Source organism: Curtobacterium sp. A7_M15, from assembly GCF_030705415.1.
In the GTDB taxonomy this organism is placed as follows: domain Bacteria; phylum Actinomycetota; class Actinomycetes; order Actinomycetales; family Microbacteriaceae; genus Curtobacterium.
This window is the reverse complement of sequence record NZ_JAUZED010000078.1, coordinates 1-16,828: the sequence shown is the minus strand read 5'-3', so window position 1 is coordinate 16,828 and position 16,828 is coordinate 1. Positions and strand designations below refer to the sequence as shown.

At 71.9% G+C, this 16,828-nt stretch carries 16 protein-coding genes; 3 read left to right on the top strand and 13 right to left on the bottom strand.

Annotated elements, in window-relative coordinates; genetic code table 11:
• Window positions 1–100: 100 nt before the first annotated feature.
• From Q7F20_RS13440 to Q7F20_RS13430, 3 genes are all read right to left on the bottom strand, one after another.
• Window positions 101–2,788, bottom strand: coding sequence for an ExeM/NucH family extracellular endonuclease (locus Q7F20_RS13440; protein ID WP_305740585.1), 2,688 nt, complete (start codon window positions 2,786–2,788; stop codon window positions 101–103).
• 91 nt (window positions 2,789–2,879) lie between these two features.
• On the bottom strand, window positions 2,880–3,626 hold the full coding sequence (locus Q7F20_RS13435) for an MBL fold metallo-hydrolase (RefSeq protein ID WP_305740584.1): 747 nt from the start codon (window positions 3,624–3,626) through the stop codon (window positions 2,880–2,882).
• Complete coding sequence (locus tag Q7F20_RS13430) at window positions 3,623–4,540, bottom strand: tRNA pseudouridine(38-40) synthase TruA (protein ID WP_305740583.1); 918 nt, start codon at window positions 4,538–4,540, stop codon at window positions 3,623–3,625. Before Q7F20_RS13430 ends, Q7F20_RS13435 begins: the two co-directional genes overlap by 4 nt.
• A 169-nt stretch (window positions 4,541–4,709) precedes the next feature.
• Between Q7F20_RS13430 and Q7F20_RS13425 the strand changes: the two genes are divergently transcribed.
• Both Q7F20_RS13425 and Q7F20_RS13420 read left to right on the top strand, forming a co-directional pair.
• Window positions 4,710–5,699: an ATP-binding cassette domain-containing protein gene (locus Q7F20_RS13425; protein ID WP_305740582.1), complete on the top strand. Its 990-nt coding sequence runs from the start codon at window positions 4,710–4,712 to the stop codon at window positions 5,697–5,699.
• Window positions 5,696–6,526, top strand: a complete 831-nt coding sequence (locus Q7F20_RS13420) for an ABC transporter permease (RefSeq protein WP_305740581.1) — start codon at window positions 5,696–5,698, stop codon at window positions 6,524–6,526. Before Q7F20_RS13425 ends, Q7F20_RS13420 begins: the two co-directional genes overlap by 4 nt.
• Here the strand turns inward: Q7F20_RS13420 and Q7F20_RS13415 are convergent.
• The 10 genes from Q7F20_RS13415 to infA all read right to left on the bottom strand — a co-directional run bounded on the left by Q7F20_RS13415 (window position 6,508) and on the right by infA (window position 15,145).
• Window positions 6,508–9,717, bottom strand: coding sequence for a BTAD domain-containing putative transcriptional regulator (locus Q7F20_RS13415; protein ID WP_305740580.1), 3,210 nt, complete (start codon window positions 9,715–9,717; stop codon window positions 6,508–6,510). The genes Q7F20_RS13420 and Q7F20_RS13415 overlap by 19 nt on opposite strands.
• A 40-nt stretch (window positions 9,718–9,757) precedes the next feature.
• Entirely contained in the window at window positions 9,758–10,246 is a 489-nt protein-coding gene (locus tag Q7F20_RS13410; protein ID WP_305740579.1) for an SRPBCC domain-containing protein, read from the bottom strand.
• Window positions 10,246–10,587, bottom strand: a complete 342-nt coding sequence (locus tag Q7F20_RS13405) for a helix-turn-helix transcriptional regulator (RefSeq protein WP_305740578.1) — start codon at window positions 10,585–10,587, stop codon at window positions 10,246–10,248. Before Q7F20_RS13405 ends, Q7F20_RS13410 begins: the two co-directional genes overlap by 1 nt.
• Before the next feature lie 39 nt (window positions 10,588–10,626).
• Window positions 10,627–11,745, bottom strand: coding sequence for an aromatic acid exporter family protein (locus tag Q7F20_RS13400; protein WP_305740577.1), 1,119 nt, complete (start codon window positions 11,743–11,745; stop codon window positions 10,627–10,629).
• 212 nt (window positions 11,746–11,957) lie between these two features.
• Window positions 11,958–12,524 (bottom strand): 50S ribosomal protein L17, encoded by a 567-nt coding sequence (rplQ, locus tag Q7F20_RS13395; protein ID WP_305740576.1) that lies wholly within the window; start codon window positions 12,522–12,524, stop codon window positions 11,958–11,960.
• A 66-nt stretch (window positions 12,525–12,590) separates the two neighbouring features.
• Window positions 12,591–13,586 (bottom strand): DNA-directed RNA polymerase subunit alpha, encoded by a 996-nt coding sequence (locus Q7F20_RS13390; RefSeq protein WP_022906362.1) that lies wholly within the window; start codon window positions 13,584–13,586, stop codon window positions 12,591–12,593.
• A gap of 205 nt (window positions 13,587–13,791) precedes the next feature.
• Window positions 13,792–14,190 carry a 30S ribosomal protein S11 gene (gene rpsK, locus Q7F20_RS13385; protein WP_017885507.1) on the bottom strand — a complete coding sequence of 133 codons (399 nt, stop codon included), beginning with the start codon at window positions 14,188–14,190 and terminating at the stop codon, window positions 13,792–13,794.
• 9 nt (window positions 14,191–14,199) lie between these two features.
• Window positions 14,200–14,574 (bottom strand): 30S ribosomal protein S13, encoded by a 375-nt coding sequence (gene rpsM, locus Q7F20_RS13380; protein ID WP_058728274.1) that lies wholly within the window; start codon window positions 14,572–14,574, stop codon window positions 14,200–14,202.
• Window positions 14,575–14,736: 162 nt separating this feature from the next.
• Entirely contained in the window at window positions 14,737–14,853 is a 117-nt protein-coding gene (gene rpmJ / locus Q7F20_RS13375) for a 50S ribosomal protein L36 (protein WP_022903266.1), read from the bottom strand.
• A gap of 70 nt (window positions 14,854–14,923) precedes the next feature.
• Window positions 14,924–15,145, bottom strand: coding sequence for a translation initiation factor IF-1 (gene infA, locus Q7F20_RS13370; protein ID WP_305740575.1), 222 nt, complete (start codon window positions 15,143–15,145; stop codon window positions 14,924–14,926).
• A 289-nt stretch (window positions 15,146–15,434) separates the two neighbouring features.
• On the opposite strand from infA, the gene Q7F20_RS13365 reads away from it, so the two are divergent.
• Entirely contained in the window at window positions 15,435–16,751 is a 1,317-nt protein-coding gene (locus tag Q7F20_RS13365; protein WP_305740574.1) for an LCP family protein, read from the top strand.
• The last annotated feature ends 77 nt before the right edge of the window (window positions 16,752–16,828 follow it).

The window sequence follows — 16,828 nt, the reverse complement described above, 5'->3', positions numbered from 1 at the left end:
CCGCGCCTCCCGTCCGTCAGGTGGTCACGGCGAGGGCTGCGTTCAGTGAGCAGAAATGGTCGGGTCCGCACCACGAACCCGACCATTTCTGCTCACTCGATCAGCCGAACAGGCTCCGCAGCCACGCGATCAACGCGGCGAGCGCCGCGAGGGCGTCCGCCACCGGGTGACCGCCACCACCGGAGCCGCCACCGTGGCCCGGGTCCCCGTGTCCGGGTGTCCCGACGCCGGGCAGGTCGATGCCGACCAGGATCGGGTCGTGGTCGCTCGCCCGGTACACGTCGTCGCGGTACAGGTCCGTCACGTTGTAGTCGTACCGGCTGTACTCGAGGCCGACCGACTCGACCGAGTTGATGTTCCAGATGTCCACGCCCGTGACGGTCGTGAGCGCGGCCTTCGAGGCGAACACGTGGTCGAGCGAACCGCTCAGCCCGCTGTAGACGTACGACCACTCGGTCGGGTCCTGGGTCGGCCCGAGGTCGGTGTAGCCGGCGTCGTCGAGGACCTGCACCGGGTCCTCCTCGCTGTACGCGTTGAAGTCGCCGAGCATGAAGACCTTGTCGGTGCCCGCGGTCTTCTGCATCGCGCTCGAGAACGCCACCAGCGCCTTCGACTGCGCGACGCGCGAGGCGTTCGACGCGCCCTGGCCGTCGCCCTGGTCGGCGTCCGCTCCCGTGCCGGAGCCCTTCGACTTGAAGTGGTTCGCGATGACGAGGAACGTGTCCGCCTTCTTCGGCTTCTCGACGCCCTTGCCCTTGCCGGGCTTGGTCACCACCGGCGCGAAGGCCTGCGCCAGCGGCTGGCGAGCGTTCGCGAAGGCGTCCGAGTCGGTGAGGATCGTCGACGCGCCGACCGGCTGCACGCGGTCCTTCTTGTAGATGAGCGCGAGGCGGATCACGTCCTCGCTCGACGGGACCTTCGACGGGGACTTCGCGTACGCCCAGGTGTCCTTGCCGGTCGCGGCGTTGAGCGCGGCCACGAGGGTCGCCACGGCGGCGTCACGGTCCTGGCCGAAGCGGGCGGAGTTCTCGATCTCCTCGAGGGAGACGACGTCGGCGCCGAGCCCGTTGATCGCCTTGACGATCTTCACCTGCTGGCGGGCGAGGTCGTCGGCGTTCGCGGCACCACGGGCGTCGCACCCACCACGGACGGTCACGGGGTCGCCGTCACGGTCCGTGTAGTAGGTGCAGCCGGTGAGTTGGTCGCCGGTCGTCGGGAAGTAGTTCAGGACGTTGAAGCCGGCGAGGCGGACGTCGCCGCCGACGTTCTCGGGCGCTGCCGTGCGGACGTTCGAGAACGACGCCGGCAGGTCGGCGGCCGGGGTGGCGCCGGTGATCGGCGACGTCGGCTGGAACTTCCACGAGTCGTTGCGGTAGTCGAGGACGACCGGCTCGCGGAAGGTCGCGGCGGCACCGACGGTGACCGGGCCCTGGGTGAGCCACGACACCGGGATCGACTGGTTCGCCGCGCTGAGGAAGTTCGTGCTCGCACCGTCGTCGAGGGTGACCTGGCGCGCCGCGTTGTCCGCGGTCACCGCCGCGGCTTCGGCGCTGCCCGGACGGGCGACCTCGGTCGGCTGGAGCAGGCGCTGCTTCCCCGCGGCCAGGACGATCTCGCCGTACTGGTTCGTCGTGTAGTTGTCCGCGACGGTGTAGTCGCCCTGCGGCGCCACGAGCATGCTCTCGAGCGACTCGCGCTGTGCGTCGGTGCGCGGAAGGGTCAGGGTGGCCGGGACCGGTTGCACGACCCCCGCGGCGGGGAGCTTCTCCAGGCCGGCCGCGGTCGGGACCGTCAGCTCGGTCAGGCCGTTGAACTCGGACACCGTGCCGGTGAGGCGCACCGCGTCCCCGATGGCCACGCTGCCGGCGGTCGCCGACGAGTAGACGAAGACGGCGTCCGAGGCCGTGTGCGTCGCGAGGTCGAGCGCACCCCCGGTGCCGGCGGTCTGGATCGTGTAGCCGTTGAAGCCGCCGGTGGCGTACACCGCGGTGACGACGCCCTCCGTGGTCACGGCCTTGCCCGCGTACGGCGAGGTGTCCGTGGTCCCCTGCAGCTGCGCGATGGTGACCTGCTCGGCCGGTGTCGTCGGCGTGCCCGGGTCGGTCGGGTCCGTCGGGTCCGTCGGGTCCGTCGGCTGCGTGGTCTCGCCCGCGGCGTTCTCCGGCGTGACGGTCGACGTCACCGAGAAGTCGGCGGCGTTCGAGTCGGTGTCGGTCGTCCCCTGGCGGGTCAGCGCATCGGGGACCGAGTTGGCCGTCCCGGCCTTCGCGACGGCGGTCTCGAAGGTGTTCGACGTGCCGTAGCCGAGCAGGTCGACGACGCCGGGCGTGCCGGTCGTCACCGCGCCGGCGGGGAGCGTCAGCGCCGTCGCCTGGTCGGCGAGGACGAGGGTGCCCGTCGACCCGGAGGGGTTCAGTCCGGTGACGGCGTCGGCCTCGGGCAGCGCCTGGCCGTTCGATCCGTTCGAGCCCATCTGCACGAGGTACGTCCCGTGCGCGGGCACCGAGCCGGCGAGCTTGCCGACCGACGGCGCTCCCGTGCTGGTCGCTGCGCGGTACTGGACCGACCAGCCGTCGACGCTGACGGGGCTGTCGGTGGGGTTGCCGAGCTCGACGAACTTGTTCGTGAAGGGCTGGTTCGCGCTGCCGCCCTTGAGGTAGGCCTCGGCGATGACGAGGCCAGTGCCCTCGGGATCGGCGGAGGCTGCGGAGACGGAGACGAGCGGTGCCGCGACGAGCGCGGCAGCTGCGGTGGCGCACAGCAGGGTGCGCCCGACGGATCTGTGCATGATCGCACCGTACCGAGCTGCGGGGCCCCACAGGTTTCCGGCTGGTGAACTGTCCGTTCCACCCCTGATCGGGGCGCACGGGCACCCGGTCTCAGGGCCCGATGGGCAGCCACGCCGATCCGACCCGGTGCACCGCCGGGCCGTGCCCCGGGAGCAGGACCTCGGGGATCGGCAGCGCCCGCGCGGACTCGAGCGCGAGCGCCTGGTCCGCCGTGAAGAACGGCGTGATCATCCGGGGTCGCGGGGACCACGACGCCGGCTGCGTGTCGTGACGGCTCACGACGGCGTCCCCCGTGACGATCGCGTTCGCGGCGGGGAGGAGGTACGCGGTGGAGCCGACGGTGTGCCCGACGGCCGGCAGGGGTGCCACAGCCCGTCCGGCGAAGTCCACGCCGGTGAACGCGCGGGCGGTGGGCACCGCGGTGGGCCGCAGGGCGTCGGAGCGGATCGCGCGGGCGAGCCAGCGCAGCACCCGCGGCGCCGCGAGCCGTCCACCGATCTCGGCCGGCGTCACCTGCTGCCGGGCGGGCCCGCGCACGTTGTCGAGCTCGTCGGCATGGGCGAGCACCTCGACGTGCGGGTACCGCTCGAGGATGCCGGGGATGCCGCCGACGTGGTCGACGTGCCCGTGCGTGACGTAGATCCGCCGCAGGTCGTCGAGCTCGTGACCGGCGTACCGCACGGTGTCGAGCACGAGGTCGGCGTCGGCCGGGTACCCGGCGTCGATGAGCGCGACGCCGTCCTCCTCCGCCAGGACGACCCAGTTCGAGACGGGCCCCTCGACGAACACCACCCCGGGTGCGACGGACACGACGGAGCGGGGTTCGCGGGAGGTCATCCCCCGACGCTACCGCCGTCGTCGGGCGAACCACGTCGCGCGCGGGTCTGCGACGCCCGCGCGGCGAGCTCGTCGTCCGCCGGGTACCCGACCTCGGTCAGGGTCAGCCCCTTCGCCGGCGCGACCGTGAACTCGCTCGTCCGGGCCTCGGCGACCCGGAGCTCCTCGAGCCGGTCGGCGCCGAACCGGCCCTCGCCCACCGCGATCGTCGCCCCCACCATCGCGCGCACCATCGAGTGGCAGAAGGCGTCGGCCTGGAGGCGCGCCACCAGCACGCCGTCCGGCTCGCGGTCCCAGCGGAACTCCTGCAACGTCCGGATGGTCGTCGCGCCCTCGCGCGGCTTGCAGAACGTCGCGAAGTCGTGCAGCCCCAGCAGCCGCAGCGCACCGCGCTCCATCGCCGCCGGGTCGAGACGCGTCGGGTGCCACACCGTGTGCCCCCGTCGACGTGGATCGCGCGGGGCGTCGGCGTCCGCGATCCGGTAGGAGTAGCGACGCCACAGCGGCGAGAACCGGGCGTCGAACCCATCGGGCGCGACCGAGGCCCCGGTGACCACGACGTCGCCCTCCGGTCCGGCGATGCCGTTGACGCGCTTCACGAGTCCGTCCAGCGGCGAGCGCCCCGACCCGCGCTTGGCGACCAGCGCACCCCACTGCGCGGGCGTGAGGTCGAGGTGGGCGACCTGGCCCGTGGCGTGCACGCCGGCGTCGGTGCGTCCGGCGACGGTGAGCAGGGGCGGTTCGCCCCAGCGGGTGAAGACGGTGGCGAGCGCGGCCTCGAGCGCACCCTGCACGGTCCGGAGGCCGGGCTGCCGAGCCCACCCGGAGAACGCGGCACCGTCGTAGGCGATGTCCAGCCGCAGCCGGACGCCGCCGACGTCACCGCCGCCCTGCAGGCCCGCCCTCTCGTCCACGAAGCCACCGTACCGGGGCCGAGCCGCGCCTCCCGTCCTTCCTCCACAGCACGCGGCTGACGCGCGCCGTCCACCGGTGTCAGTGCCGCGTCAGTGCCGCGTGAGTGGTCGGCGGCACCTTCGTCCTCGACATCGACGAACCGCGTCGAGTCACCAGAAAGGACCCGCGATGACCACCACACCGCTCGCGGTGGAGGCTTCCGGCCTCGTGAAGACCTTCGGGACGAACCGCGCAGTGGACGGTGTCGACCTCCGTGTGGAGGCCGGCACGGTCTACGGCGTGCTCGGCCCCAACGGCGCCGGGAAGACCACCACCATCTCGATGCTGGCGACGCTGCTCAAGCCGGACGCCGGCGAGGCCCGCATCTTCGGGCGCGACGTCCGACGTGAGGCGCAGGCCGTCCGCTCGCTCATCGGCGTGACCGGCCAGTACGCCAGCGTCGACGAGACCCTCAGCGCGACCGAGAACCTCGTCATCTTCTCCCGCCTGCTCGGCCTGGGCCGAGCAGAGTCGAAGCGGAAGGCCTCCGAGCTGCTGGACCGCTTCGGGCTGACCGAGGCGGCCTCGCGCCCGCTGAAGAACTTCTCCGGCGGCATGCGTCGTCGTCTCGACCTCGCCGCGAGCCTCATCGCGCAGCCGCCGCTGCTGTTCCTCGACGAGCCGACGACCGGCCTCGACCCGCGTACCCGCGCGCAGATGTGGGACACGATCCGGGAGCTCGTCGCGACCGGCTCCACCGTCCTGCTGACGACGCAGTACCTCGACGAAGCGGACCAGCTCGCGGACCGCATCGCCGTCATCGACCACGGCCGCGTCGTCGCCGAGGGCACGGGCGACGAACTGAAGGCCTCCATCGGCTCGAGCTCGCTCCAACTACGGCTGGCCGACGCGCTCCGGCTCGACGCCGCCCGCGCCATCGTCCGGAACACCCTCGGTGTCGACGCGGTGGCCAGCCCCGAGGGGTCGCGCCTCACCGCGCCGATGTCCGACCCGGACCGCGTGACCGACCTGCTCGTGTCGTTCCGCGACGCCGGCATCTCCCTCGCCGAGATGAGCGTGCAGAAGCCCACGCTCGACGAGGTCTTCCTCACCATCACGGGCGCCCCGGCCACCACGGACGAGGACGCCGACCACGAGCTCGCAGGGAGCATCGCATGACCACCATCGCCCCCGTCCCCACGCAGACACCGCGGATCGCCCCGCGCCCCGGCATCGGCGGTGCCGGTCTCGCTGCGACCGTCCGACAGTCCTTCACGATGGCGTACCGCGGCCTGGTCAAGGTCCGGCGCACGCCCGAGCAGCTGTTCGACGTGACGCTCATGCCGATCGTCTTCACCGTGATGTTCACGTACATCTTCGGTGGTGCGATCGCCGGTGACGTCGCCAGCTACCTGCCGGTCATCATCCCCGGCATCCTCGTGCAGACGAACATCACGTCGTCGATCGTCACCGGTGTGCAGCTGCGCGAGGACATGGACAAGGGCGTGTTCGACCGCTTCAAGTCCCTGCCGATCGCCCGCATCGCCCCGCTCGCCGGTGCACTGCTCGCCGACACCGTTCGGTACGCGATCGCCACCGCCATCACGTTCACGGTCGGCATCATCATGGGTCTCCGTCCCGAGGGCGGCGCCGCGGCGATCGTGCTGGCAGGCCTGCTCGTGATCGTCGTCGCCTGGTCGATCAGCTGGATCTTCGCGTACTTCGGCGTGATCGCCCGCACCGCGTCGAGCGTCTCGGGCATCGCGAACCTGGTGCTCTTCCCGCTGACCTTCCTGTCGAACGCGTTCGTCCCGACGGACACCCTGCCCGGCTGGCTGCGCTGGTTCACCGAGGTCAACCCGATCTCGCACCTCATCACCGCCGTCCGCGAGCTGATCAACCACGGCGCCGTCACCGGTGACCTCTGGATCAGCCTGCTCGGTGCCGCCGTCGTGGTCGCGGTGTTCGCGCCGCTGACCGTCCGCGCCTACATGCGGAAGGCGTAGCGGAGGTCCTCGAGCAGCGCCCGCGCCCCTGCGACGGCCTCGGTCCGGTCCCATCCGGCCGAGGCCGTCTCGGCGTCGGCGACCGGACCCTCGCCGACCGCGGTGACGAGGAGCGGACGGAGCCGACCGTGCCCGAGCACGGCGAAGTCCTGCCGGGTGCCGAACCGCACGGCGACGCCCCAGCACCGAGCGGCGTCGATCGACCGGCCGCTGCGGGCCGCGGCGACGGCGAGCCCCGCCATCGTCGTGCCGATGACGGGCAGGTCGAGCCACCACGGGTGCACGCGGATCATCACGAGTGCGGTGCTGCGGATGCGGCGAGCGACCGCGCGTTCGTCGTCCCGGAGGCGCGGTACGGCACCGTCGGCCGCGTGCAGCGCCGCCTCGTCCACCGCCGCGATCCGCGCGGCGCCCGCCATCACGGTCCAGTGCGGTGTCGCCTTCCGGTGCGGCAGGACCCAGTCCCACGCGGCCGTGTACTGCGCGGCGGCCGCGGCGAGGTCGCCCTCGAACCGGAGGCACTCCGCGCCGATCGCGACCGCGAGCACCCCGATCTGCGAGCGGTCGCCGTCGAACCCACCACGCCCCGCGATCGGCCGGTGCTGCAGCTCGGCGGCGATCGACCGCGCGGTGTCGACGGCGCCGGTCGCGGCCGAGCAGAGTCCGACGGTCCAGCCGATCTCGTACAGGTCGTCCTCGGCGCCGAAGCGCTCGAGCTGTTCCCGGGCGCGGCCGGCGTTCTCGAGGGCCTGGGCGTACCGTCCGGTCTGGGCGAGGAGCTGCGTCATGGTCACGGCCACGGTGCCGATCGTCCACGCGTCGCCGGTTCGCTCCGCGAGCGTCTGCGCGCGGGTGGCGTACCGCAGGGCCGACTCGGACTCCCCGTCGTTCTCGGCGAGCGGCGCGCTCAGCATGTTGGCGAGGCCGGCCACGCCGTCGTCGGGGTCGTCGCGGAGACGCGCGAGCAGTGCGGCACTCACCGCCGGACGACCGAGCGTCAGGAGGAGGGCTGCCTGCGCGTCGAGCACCGGGAAGCCGGTCGTCCCGGTGCGACGGAGGCGCCGGAGCGTGGAGATCGCCGAGGCTGCCGTCCGCCGGTCGTCGAAGGCCGCGGACGCCCCGGCGACGACGAGCCCGACGTGCACCGCGGCGAGGTCCTCGGGCGCGGGCGGACCAGAGCGCAGGACCGCGACCACGTCCGAGGCGACCGCGGTGACCTCGCCGTGGGCGCCCCGGAGCGTCCAGTAGGCACCGAGGGCGGCGAAGACCTGGGCGGTGGCCGAGGCGTCGTCCGTGCGGAGGCTCCAGCGGAGCAGGGTCACGAGGTTGTCGGCCTCGCGCTGGACCTCGTGGAAGCGGTCGAACTGCTGCGGACCGGTCACCGTGAAGAGGTTCCGGGCCGCGGCGAAGTCACGTCCCCAGCGGATCATCGCGGCGCGCACGGTGTCGGTGGTGCCGCGTTCGTCGAGTCGTGCGGCACCGAACTCGCGGACGGTCTCGAGCAGCCGGTACCGGACCGGCTCCCCCTCGACCTCGACGAGTTGGACGAGGGACTGCTCGACGAGCTCGGCGAGGTCGTCGAGCGCGTCCCCGCGTCGGTCCGGTGCGGCCACGGCCTCGACGGCGTCCACGGCCAGGCCGTCCGGGAACAGCGCCAGGCGGGTCAGCAGGTCCTGCGCGCCCTCGTCGAGCAGCCGCCAGCTCCACTCGATGACCGCGAGGAGGGTGCGGTGCCGCTCCGGAGCGCTGCGGTCCCCGCCGCGGAGCAGGGCGAACCGGTCGTCGAGCCGGCGCTCGATCTCGTCGATGCTCATGCCCCGGATGCGGGCCGCGGCGAGCTCGATCGCGAGCGGCGACCCGTCGAGCCGCGTGCAGATGCGGCGGACGGTGTCCACGGGCAGCACGGCTCCGGGTCGGGCAGCCCGGGCGCGCTCGGTGAACAGTCGCACCGCGGCCCCGTCGGCCTCGACCGGCAGTGGCGCGAGCGGCGCGACGACCTCCCCGGCGATCGCGAGCGGCGCCCGGGAGGTCGTGAGGATCCGGAGGTCCGGGATGCTCGCGAGCAGGTCTGCGGCGAAGGCGGCGACGTCGGCGACGAGGTGCTCGCAGTTGTCGAGGACGAGGACCGTCGGGGCTTCCCCGAGCGCCCGCCCCACGCGCGCCCGCAGATCGGCGACGACGACGTCCCGCAGTGCCCGGGCCGAGCGGAACTCGGCCACTCCGAGCAGGGCGCCGAGCGCTGGGACGACGTCCTCGGCGGTGGCGATCGGCGCGAGCTCGAACACGACCACACCGTTGGTCGGCGACACCTCGGCGGCGACGGCCTGCGCGAGGCGGGTCTTGCCGAGCCCACCCGCACCGAGGATCGTGACGAGACGGTTGCGGGACAGCAGGTCCGTGACGGCGCTGAGGTCCTCCTGCCGTCCGACCAGCGTGTTCGGCGCCGCCCGGAGCCCGACCCGGCGAGCACGACCGGAGTCGGCCGCGGACCGGCGGAGCAGGTCGGCGTTCAACCGCACCAGGTCGGCTGACGGGTCCGCGCCGAGCTCGTCGGCGAGGCGGTCGCGGTGCGTCGCGAAGGCGGCCAGTGCCTCGGCGCCCCGGCCCGCGGCGACCAGCGCGCGCATGCGCCCCGCGACAGCGACCTCGTCGAACGGGTTCGCCTCGGACTCGGCGAGCCACAGTGCCGCCGCTTCCACCGCGTCCCCGCGGTCGAGCAGGAGCTCGCCGAGTCGGCGCCGGAGCGCACGGCGTGCGGCGGCCGCACGCTCGGCGAGCGCGGCGCCGAGGTCCCCGTCGACGTCCGCACCGGGGTCGCCCCGCCAGCCGTCGAGGGCTGCCCGGAGCACGGCGACGTCGTCGCTGGCGGCCGCACGCTCGGCAGCCGTGAGGTCGACCGACCCGGGGTCGACCCCGAGTGCGTACCCGGTGCTGGTCGACACGACGACACCGTCGGCGGTGCTGCGTCGGAGCCGGGAGACGAGGGTCTGCAGCGCTGCACGCGCACCGCGTGGCTGGTCCGTGGGCCAGAGCTCGTCGATGAGCGCCTCGGTCGTGACGGCATGGCCCCGGGCGAGGACCAGCGCCGTCAGGAACGACCGCGCGAGGGCACCGGGCACGGCCGTCGGTGCGCCCGTCGGATCCGCGACGGTCACGGGTCCGAGGACGGCGACACGCGGCAGTTCGGGCACGGTCCGAGTCTACGGACGACCGACGCTGTCCCGCCCTGCATCAGGCGTCCGGGTACCGCCCCCGGAGTTCGGCGTAGCGCGCGTCCCAGTCGAAGGCCGCTGTGCCCTCGACGTCGCCGGCGAGGTCGAGCTCGAGGAGCTCGAGGTACGTGTGCCATCCCGGCGCGTAGTCCCGGCTGCCGACGCCGTCGTGCTCGAGTCGGAGTGCCGCACCGTCCGCGACGGCATCGACCGTCACGGTGATCGTCGTCTCCTGCTCCTCACGCGCGAGCCACGTCGTCGTGAAGGTCCGCGGGGCATCGCACGCCGTGATCGTCCCCTCGGTGAACACCCTGCCGTCGTCGTACCGGGCGAGCCACCGTCCACCGAGACGGAACTCGCCCTCGTAGGGTGCCATCCACCGCGAGAGCCGGGCGGGGTCCGTGATGGCGTCCCAGAGGTCCTCGACGGTGGTCGGGTACGTCTGGGCGAACCTGATGAGGTAGCCGCCGGTGGGCGAGCTCTCGACGGTGCCGTCGATGGTGCGCATTAGTGCTCCTCGGTCTGGCCCGTGGCACGTCGGCCACGGGCGATCTCGGTCGTGAGGGCGTCGAGACGCTGCCGCCAGAGCGCGCGGTAGCGTTCGACAGCGCGGTCGAGTTCCTCGACGGCGCGGGGTTCCAGCCGGTACACGCGCGCCGTCCCTCGGGGTACGGCCGTGGCGAACCCGGCCTCGCGCAGGACCCGGAGGTGGCGGGAGACCGCGGGCTGGGAGATGCCGAACTCCGTCCCGATGGCGTCGGTCAGCGCACCGGCCGTCCGGTCCCCCTCGGCGAGGAGCTCCGTGAGCCGGCGTCGGACGGGGTCACCGAGGACGTCGAATGCGTGCACGTGACCCACTCTATAACCGTCCGGTTATAGATTCCAGCGTCAACCGCGAGGGCTCCCGAAGGCGGAGGGTCCCGTCCGGGTGTCGAGGTCGTTGGTCGCCCGCCGCTCGGACTCCACGATGCCGCGCATCGCCACGAGCGCGGCGGACGTGACCGCCACCTGCGACGGGTTCTCACGCGACGCGTCCAGTGCCCGCTCGACCTCGGCGACCGCGTCGTCGCCGGCCTCCTCGGGGCACTCGCCGCGGATCATGCACGCGAGCTCGCGGAGGGCCTTCGCGAGCGGCTCGGCGAACTCGGGGTCCGGCCGCCCCAGTCCCTCGGACACCGGACCCGACCGGGCGACCAACTCGGTGAGGTCCGTCGTGTACCAGGCGACCCGCTCGAGGGCTCGGAACCGGGCGCCGTCCTGCTCGAGCCGCGCACGCGATCCCCGGAGTGCTCCGCGCGGGTTCAGCCGCCGGCTCTCGTGGGCGATCGACACCCGCGTGCGGACGTCGGCGATGGCACGGTCGAGCCTGTCCTGCTGCCGGTCCCACGCCCGTTCGTCGCGCTCGCCGTCCTCGAGGACCGCGGCGAGCCCGTCCAGGTGGTCGGCGAGCACCCCGTTGACCGCGTCGATCCGGTGCTCGGCGTCCCAGAAGCGCAGGGGCGGGAAGACGAGGAAGTTCACCAGCAGGCCCACAACCACCCCGACGGCCATCTGCACCAGGTACCCGAGCGAGTACCCCTCGGCGTGCGCGCCGCCCACGAGCAGGACGAAGAGCGCGGCGGTCGACACCCAGGAGCTCCCCTCGCCGAGGACCCGGAACCCGCCCACGAGCACGCCGATGCCGACGGCCAGCGCGATCGCCAGGAAGCCCGGGTCCCCGACCCACATCGTGAACCCGGCGATGCCGATGCCGAGCGCGATCCCCACGAGGGTCTGCACACCGCTCCGGATGCCCGCGAACACCGTCGCCTGCATCGCCACGACGGCTCCGAGCGGCGCGTAGTACGGGTACTCCGCAGCGACGCCGGGCACGTGTCTGGCGATGAACCACGCGAGGACCGCAGCGGCGGCGGCCTTCGCTGCGTGCAACAGCCGCGGCTGCGTCCCGGAGGTCCGGCTCCACCGCCAGACCCGGGTGCCCACGCCGGCGATGTGGTCGAACTGCATCCGTCCCTCTCGTGGTGTCGGCCGGTCACGATACGCCGGTGGCACCTGTGCATCGCTGCGGTTCCGCGTTCTGCGGCTGGACCGCTTCCGGTCCTGGAGGAACGTGGCGGGCCCGCACCGCGCCTCCCGGCCGCCCTTCGGTCACCTCCAGGACGCGAGGAAGCCCCCGCAACGCGTGCTGCGGGGGCTTCCTCGTGGTGGTGGTGCTGCGACTACTTGTCGTCCGACTTCTCGGCGGCGTCGGCCTCGACCTCGGCAGCAGCCTCGGTCTCGGTCTCGTCGGCGACGGGGGCGGACTCCTCCGTGGTCTCGGTCTCCTCGACCGGGGCCTCGTCGGTGGTCTCGTCCGCGGCGGGCTCCTCGACCGGAGCAGCAGCGGCGGGTGCCGCGTCGCGCTTGACCGGTGCCGGCGTGCTCGACACCGGCTCGAGGACGAGCTCGATCGACGCGAGGGGCGCGTTGTCGCCCTTGCGGAAGCCGAGCTTCGTGATACGGGTGTAGCCGCCCTGACGGTCCTCGACCTGCGGGGCGATCTCGGTGAACAGCGTGTGCACGACGGACTTGTCGCGCAGGATGCTGATCACACGACGACGGGCGTGCAGGTCGCCACGCTTCGCGAACGTGATGAGCCGCTCGGCGACGGGACGGAGGCGCTTGGCCTTCGTCTCGGTCGTCGTGATGCGGCCGTGCGTGAAGAGGGCGTTGGCGAGGTTGCTCAGGAGCAGGCGCTCGTGGGCGGGACCGCCACCGAGGCGGGGGCCCTTGGTGGGCTTCGGCATGTCAGTTCTCCAGTGGTGATGGTGGTGCGCGCTGCGTCAGCGGCACGCGTGCGCGTCAGCGCGAGGTCAGTTGTTGGACTCGTCCTCGTCGTACCCGCTGTAGAAGTGGGCGCCGTCGAATCCGGGGACGGTGTCCTTGAGGGACAGGCCGAGCTCGGTGAGCTTGTCCTTGACCTCGTCCACCGACTTCTGACCGAAGTTGCGGATGTTCATGAGCTGCGTCTCCGACAGGGCGACGAGCTCGGACACCGTGTTGATGCCCTCCCGCTTGAGGCAGTTGTAGCTGCGGACCGACAGGTCCAGGTCCTCGATCGGGGTCTGCAGCTCGTTCGAGAGCACGGCGTCGACCGGCGCGGGGCCGATCTCGATGCCCTCGGCCGCGGTGTTGAGCTCGCGGGCGAGCCCGAACAGCTCGACGAGCGTGCGACCGGCCGACGCGATGGCGTCGCGCGGCGTGATGGCCGGCTTCGACTCGACGTCGACGACCAGGCGGTCGAAGTCCGTGCGCTCACCGGCACGCGTCGCCTCGACGCGGTAGGTGACCTTGAGGACCGGCGAGTAGATCGAGTCGATCGGGATCTGACCGGCCTCGCTGAACTCCGAACGGTTCTGCGTCGCCGAGACGTAGCCGCGGCCACGCTCGATCGTCAGCTCCAGCTCGAAGCGTGCGGTGTCGTTCAGGGTCGCGATGACGAGGTCCGGGTTGTGGATCTCGACACCGGCCGGGGCGGAGATGTCCGCTGCGGTGACCTGACCGGCACCCTGCTTGCGCAGGTACGCCGTGATCGGCTCGTCGTGCTCGCTGGAGACGACCAGGCTCTTGATGTTGAGGATGATCTCGGTGACGTCTTCCTTGACACCGGGAACGGTGCTGAACTCGTGGAGGACGCCGTCGATGCGGATGCTGGTGACAGCCGCACCGGGGATCGAGGAGAGGAGCGTGCGGCGCAGCGAGTTGCCGAGGGTGTAACCGAAGCCCGGCTCGAGCGGCTCGATGACGAAGCGCGAGCGGAACTCGGAGATCGTCTCCTCGGTCAGGGTGGGGCGCTGTGCAATGAGCACTGTGGGATTCCTTTCGGCGGAGTGTCCGCTATATGACACTCGGCGGTACGACGGGGCCGACCGGGCCCCGACGGGTCTGTTGAGTTGTGATCACGCGCACGCCCGGACCGTGACGGCCCGGGGTGCGCGATCGAACGACCAGGAATGGCCGGCCCCGCTCGCCCCGGTCAGGGAACGAGCGGGGAACGGCCGGTTGCTCCTCGCGTCAGACGCGGCGGCGCTTGGGCGGGCGGCACCCGTTGTGCGCCTGCGGCGTGACGTCGTTGATCGAGCCGACCTCGAGGCCAGCGGCCTGGAGGGAGCGGATCGCGGTCTCGCGGCCCGAACCCGGACCCTTCACGAAGACGTCGACCTTCTTGACGCCGTGCTCCTGCGCCTGACGCGCGGCGGACTCGGCGGCGAGCTGCGCCGCGAACGGCGTCGACTTCCGCGAACCCTTGAAGCCCACGGCACCCGAGGACGCCCAGCTGAGGACGGCGCCCGACGGGTCGGTGATGCTGACGATCGTGTTGTTGAACGTGCTCTTGATGTGGGCCTGGCCCACGGCGACGTTCTTCTTCTCCTTGCGGCGCGGCTTGCGCGCGGCAGTCTTGGGGGTAGCCATCGGGGTCTCCTATCGAGCCTTCTTCTTGCCTGCCACGGTGCGCTTCGGTCCCTTGCGGGTACGCGCGTTGGTCTTGGTGCGCTGACCGCGCACCGGGAGACCACGACGGTGGCGAAGACCCTCGTAGCTACCGATCTCGACCTTGCGGCGGATGTCGGCTGCGACCTCACGGCGGAGGTCACCCTCCACCTTGAAGTTGCCCTCGATGAAGTCGCGGAGGGCGACGAGCTGGTCGTCGGTCAGGTCCTTGACGCGGATGTCACCGGAGATACCGGTCTCGGCGAGTGCCTGGACCGCGCGGGTACGGCCGACGCCGTAGATGTACGTGAGTGCGATCTCCACGCGCTTCTCGCGCGGGATGTCGACGCCTGCTAGACGTGCCATGTGCTGGCTGCTCCTGTTGTCGATGGAGGTGTGGAGCAGTACCGGTGCTCGGGCCTCCGCCCCGAGGTGTCCCCGCTCGCGCGGTTCTTGGTACTGCGTTCGATGTTGAGTTGTGGATCCTGCTCGCAGTCGCCCGGAGGCGATCGCGTCAGGCAGCCGGGACTAGCCCTGGCGCTGCTTGTGACGCGGGTTGCTCTTGCAGATCACCATGACGCGGCCCTTGCGGCGGATGACACGGCAGTGCTCGCAGATGGGCTTGACGCTGGGGTTGACCTTCATTGTTCTTTCCTCGTGCTCGCTGGCTTCGTGCCCGGCAGGGTTGCCGGGCCGTTCCTTTCCAGCTCGCGGATCACTTGTAGCGGTAGACGATCCGGCCGCGGGTCAGGTCGTACGGGCTCAGCTCCACGATCACGCGGTCCTCGGGGAGGATGCGGATGTAGTGATGGCGCATCTTCCCGGAGATGTGCGCGAGGACCTTGTGTCCGTTGGTCAGCTCAACGCGGAACATCGCGTTGGGCAGAGCTTCGAGCACCGAGCCCTCGATCTCGATGACGCCGTCTTTCTTGGCCATAGCCTCACTGTCGCTTGGTTGGATTACCGGTGTGATCCCCGAGCCGGTCTGCGGGTCGGGCGCCACGCCCAAGGGGCATGGCACACCAAAGATCGATCTTATGTGGTAAACCCAGGATTGCCAAGTGGAGACGGCGAAGTCCCCACGTCTGGGGCTTCACAGGGCAGTCTGAGCGTTCCACAGTGGTTTGACGGCGCGCTCCGGGGTCCCGCTGGCGAGCGGCCCCTAGCGTGACCTTCGCCCCTCGCCCGTGCAGACCGACCCGCGCGGACCACCGAACGGAGACCACGTGCCCGACGCCACCCGACGCCCGTTCGCCCGCCACGGCCGCCTCCCCCGCCGCCGCGGCTGGGGCACGCTCGCGTCGATCGTGGCCTCCGCCGTGGCCGTCGTGCTGGTGAGCGGGACCAGCGTCGCCGCCATCGCCGGCGCGCAGCTCGCCACCGCGCCGCGGACGGTCAAGCTCAGCACGGACGACCAGAGCACCGCGCAGTCCGCCGACATCACCGCGATCAAGGGCGGCGCGAACATCCTGCTGATCGGCAGCGACACCCGGGTCGGACAGTTCGACTCGGACGAGGACGTCGAGGGCGCCCGGAACGACGTCACGATGCTGATCCACATCTCGCAGGACCACACCCAGCTGACCGCCGTCAGCTTCCCGCGCGACCTCATGGTGCCGATCCCCGCGTGCACGAACCCCGAGACCGGCACGACCTACCCGGCGGCCACGTCCGCGCAGTTCAACACGGCGCTCGGGAACGGCGGCGTCTCGTGCGTCGTCGACACCGTCGAGAACCTCACCGGGCTGAGCATCCCCTACGCAGGCCTCATCACGTTCGACGGCGTCATCGAGATGTCGAACGCCCTCGGCGGCGTGGACGTGTGCGTCGCGGACCCGATCAACGACTCCTACACCGGCCTGCACCTGACGGCCGGTTCGCACAACCTCGAGGGCTCGGACGCACTCGCGTTCCTCCGCACCCGGCACGGTGTCGGCGACGGCAGCGACCTCGCCCGCATCAGCTCGCAGCAGGTGTTCCTGTCGGCCCTGCTGCGGAAGGTCACCTCGGACGGGACGCTCTCGAACCCGATCACGCTCTACAAGCTCGCCGGTGCCGCGCTGTCGAACATGACGCTGTCCGACGGCCTCGCCCAGGCCCGCACGCTCGTCGGGCTCGCCGGGGCGCTGCGCGGCATGAGCACGGCGAACATGCTCTTCGTGCAGTACCCGGTCGCGGACGACCCGGACGACAACGCCCGGGTGATCGTCGAGCAGGACGCCGCCCACGCCCTCAACGTCGCACTGCAGAACGACCAGAAGACCTCGCTGAGCGACTCGAGCACGGGACGGGCGTCCGAGGAGTCCTCGGGAGCGAGCGGGACGGCGACTGCTGCACCCTCGGCGGGGTCGTCGTCGGCCGGATCGTCCGCCGGCGGGTCGTCCGCCGGGACGTCCACGGGGAGCACCGCGGGCAGCGGCACGACTTCCGGTTCGGCGTCCGGCACCGCCACGAGCGCCGCGACCGGGTCCGCGACGCCGTTGCCGTCGTCGATCACCGGCCAGAGCGCATCCGAGGAGACCTGCTCGGTCGGCAACGACTGAGCGTCGGCGCCCCGCGCAGGCCGGCGGGACAGGCGCGCGAGCGGGGCGCGTGCGCGGGCGGGGCGCGTGCGCGAGCG

Coding starts and splice junctions, on each gene's coding strand:
- Q7F20_RS13440 (WP_305740585.1), bottom strand. CDS start 2,788: ATGCACAGATCCGTCGGGCGCACCCTGCTGTGCGCCACCGCAGCTGCC.
- Q7F20_RS13435 (WP_305740584.1), bottom strand. CDS start 3,626: ATGACCTCCCGCGAACCCCGCTCCGTCGTGTCCGTCGCACCCGGGGTG.
- Q7F20_RS13425 (WP_305740582.1), top strand. CDS start 4,710: ATGACCACCACACCGCTCGCGGTGGAGGCTTCCGGCCTCGTGAAGACC.
- Q7F20_RS13420 (WP_305740581.1), top strand. CDS start 5,696: ATGACCACCATCGCCCCCGTCCCCACGCAGACACCGCGGATCGCCCCG.
- Q7F20_RS13410 (WP_305740579.1), bottom strand. CDS start 10,246: ATGCGCACCATCGACGGCACCGTCGAGAGCTCGCCCACCGGCGGCTAC.
- Q7F20_RS13400 (WP_305740577.1), bottom strand. CDS start 11,745: ATGCAGTTCGACCACATCGCCGGCGTGGGCACCCGGGTCTGGCGGTGG.
- rplQ (WP_305740576.1), bottom strand. CDS start 12,524: ATGCCGAAGCCCACCAAGGGCCCCCGCCTCGGTGGCGGTCCCGCCCAC.
- rpsK (WP_017885507.1), bottom strand. CDS start 14,190: ATGGCTACCCCCAAGACTGCCGCGCGCAAGCCGCGCCGCAAGGAGAAG.
- rpsM (WP_058728274.1), bottom strand. CDS start 14,574: ATGGCACGTCTAGCAGGCGTCGACATCCCGCGCGAGAAGCGCGTGGAG.
- rpmJ (WP_022903266.1), bottom strand. CDS start 14,853: ATGAAGGTCAACCCCAGCGTCAAGCCCATCTGCGAGCACTGCCGTGTC.
- infA (WP_305740575.1), bottom strand. CDS start 15,145: ATGGCCAAGAAAGACGGCGTCATCGAGATCGAGGGCTCGGTGCTCGAA.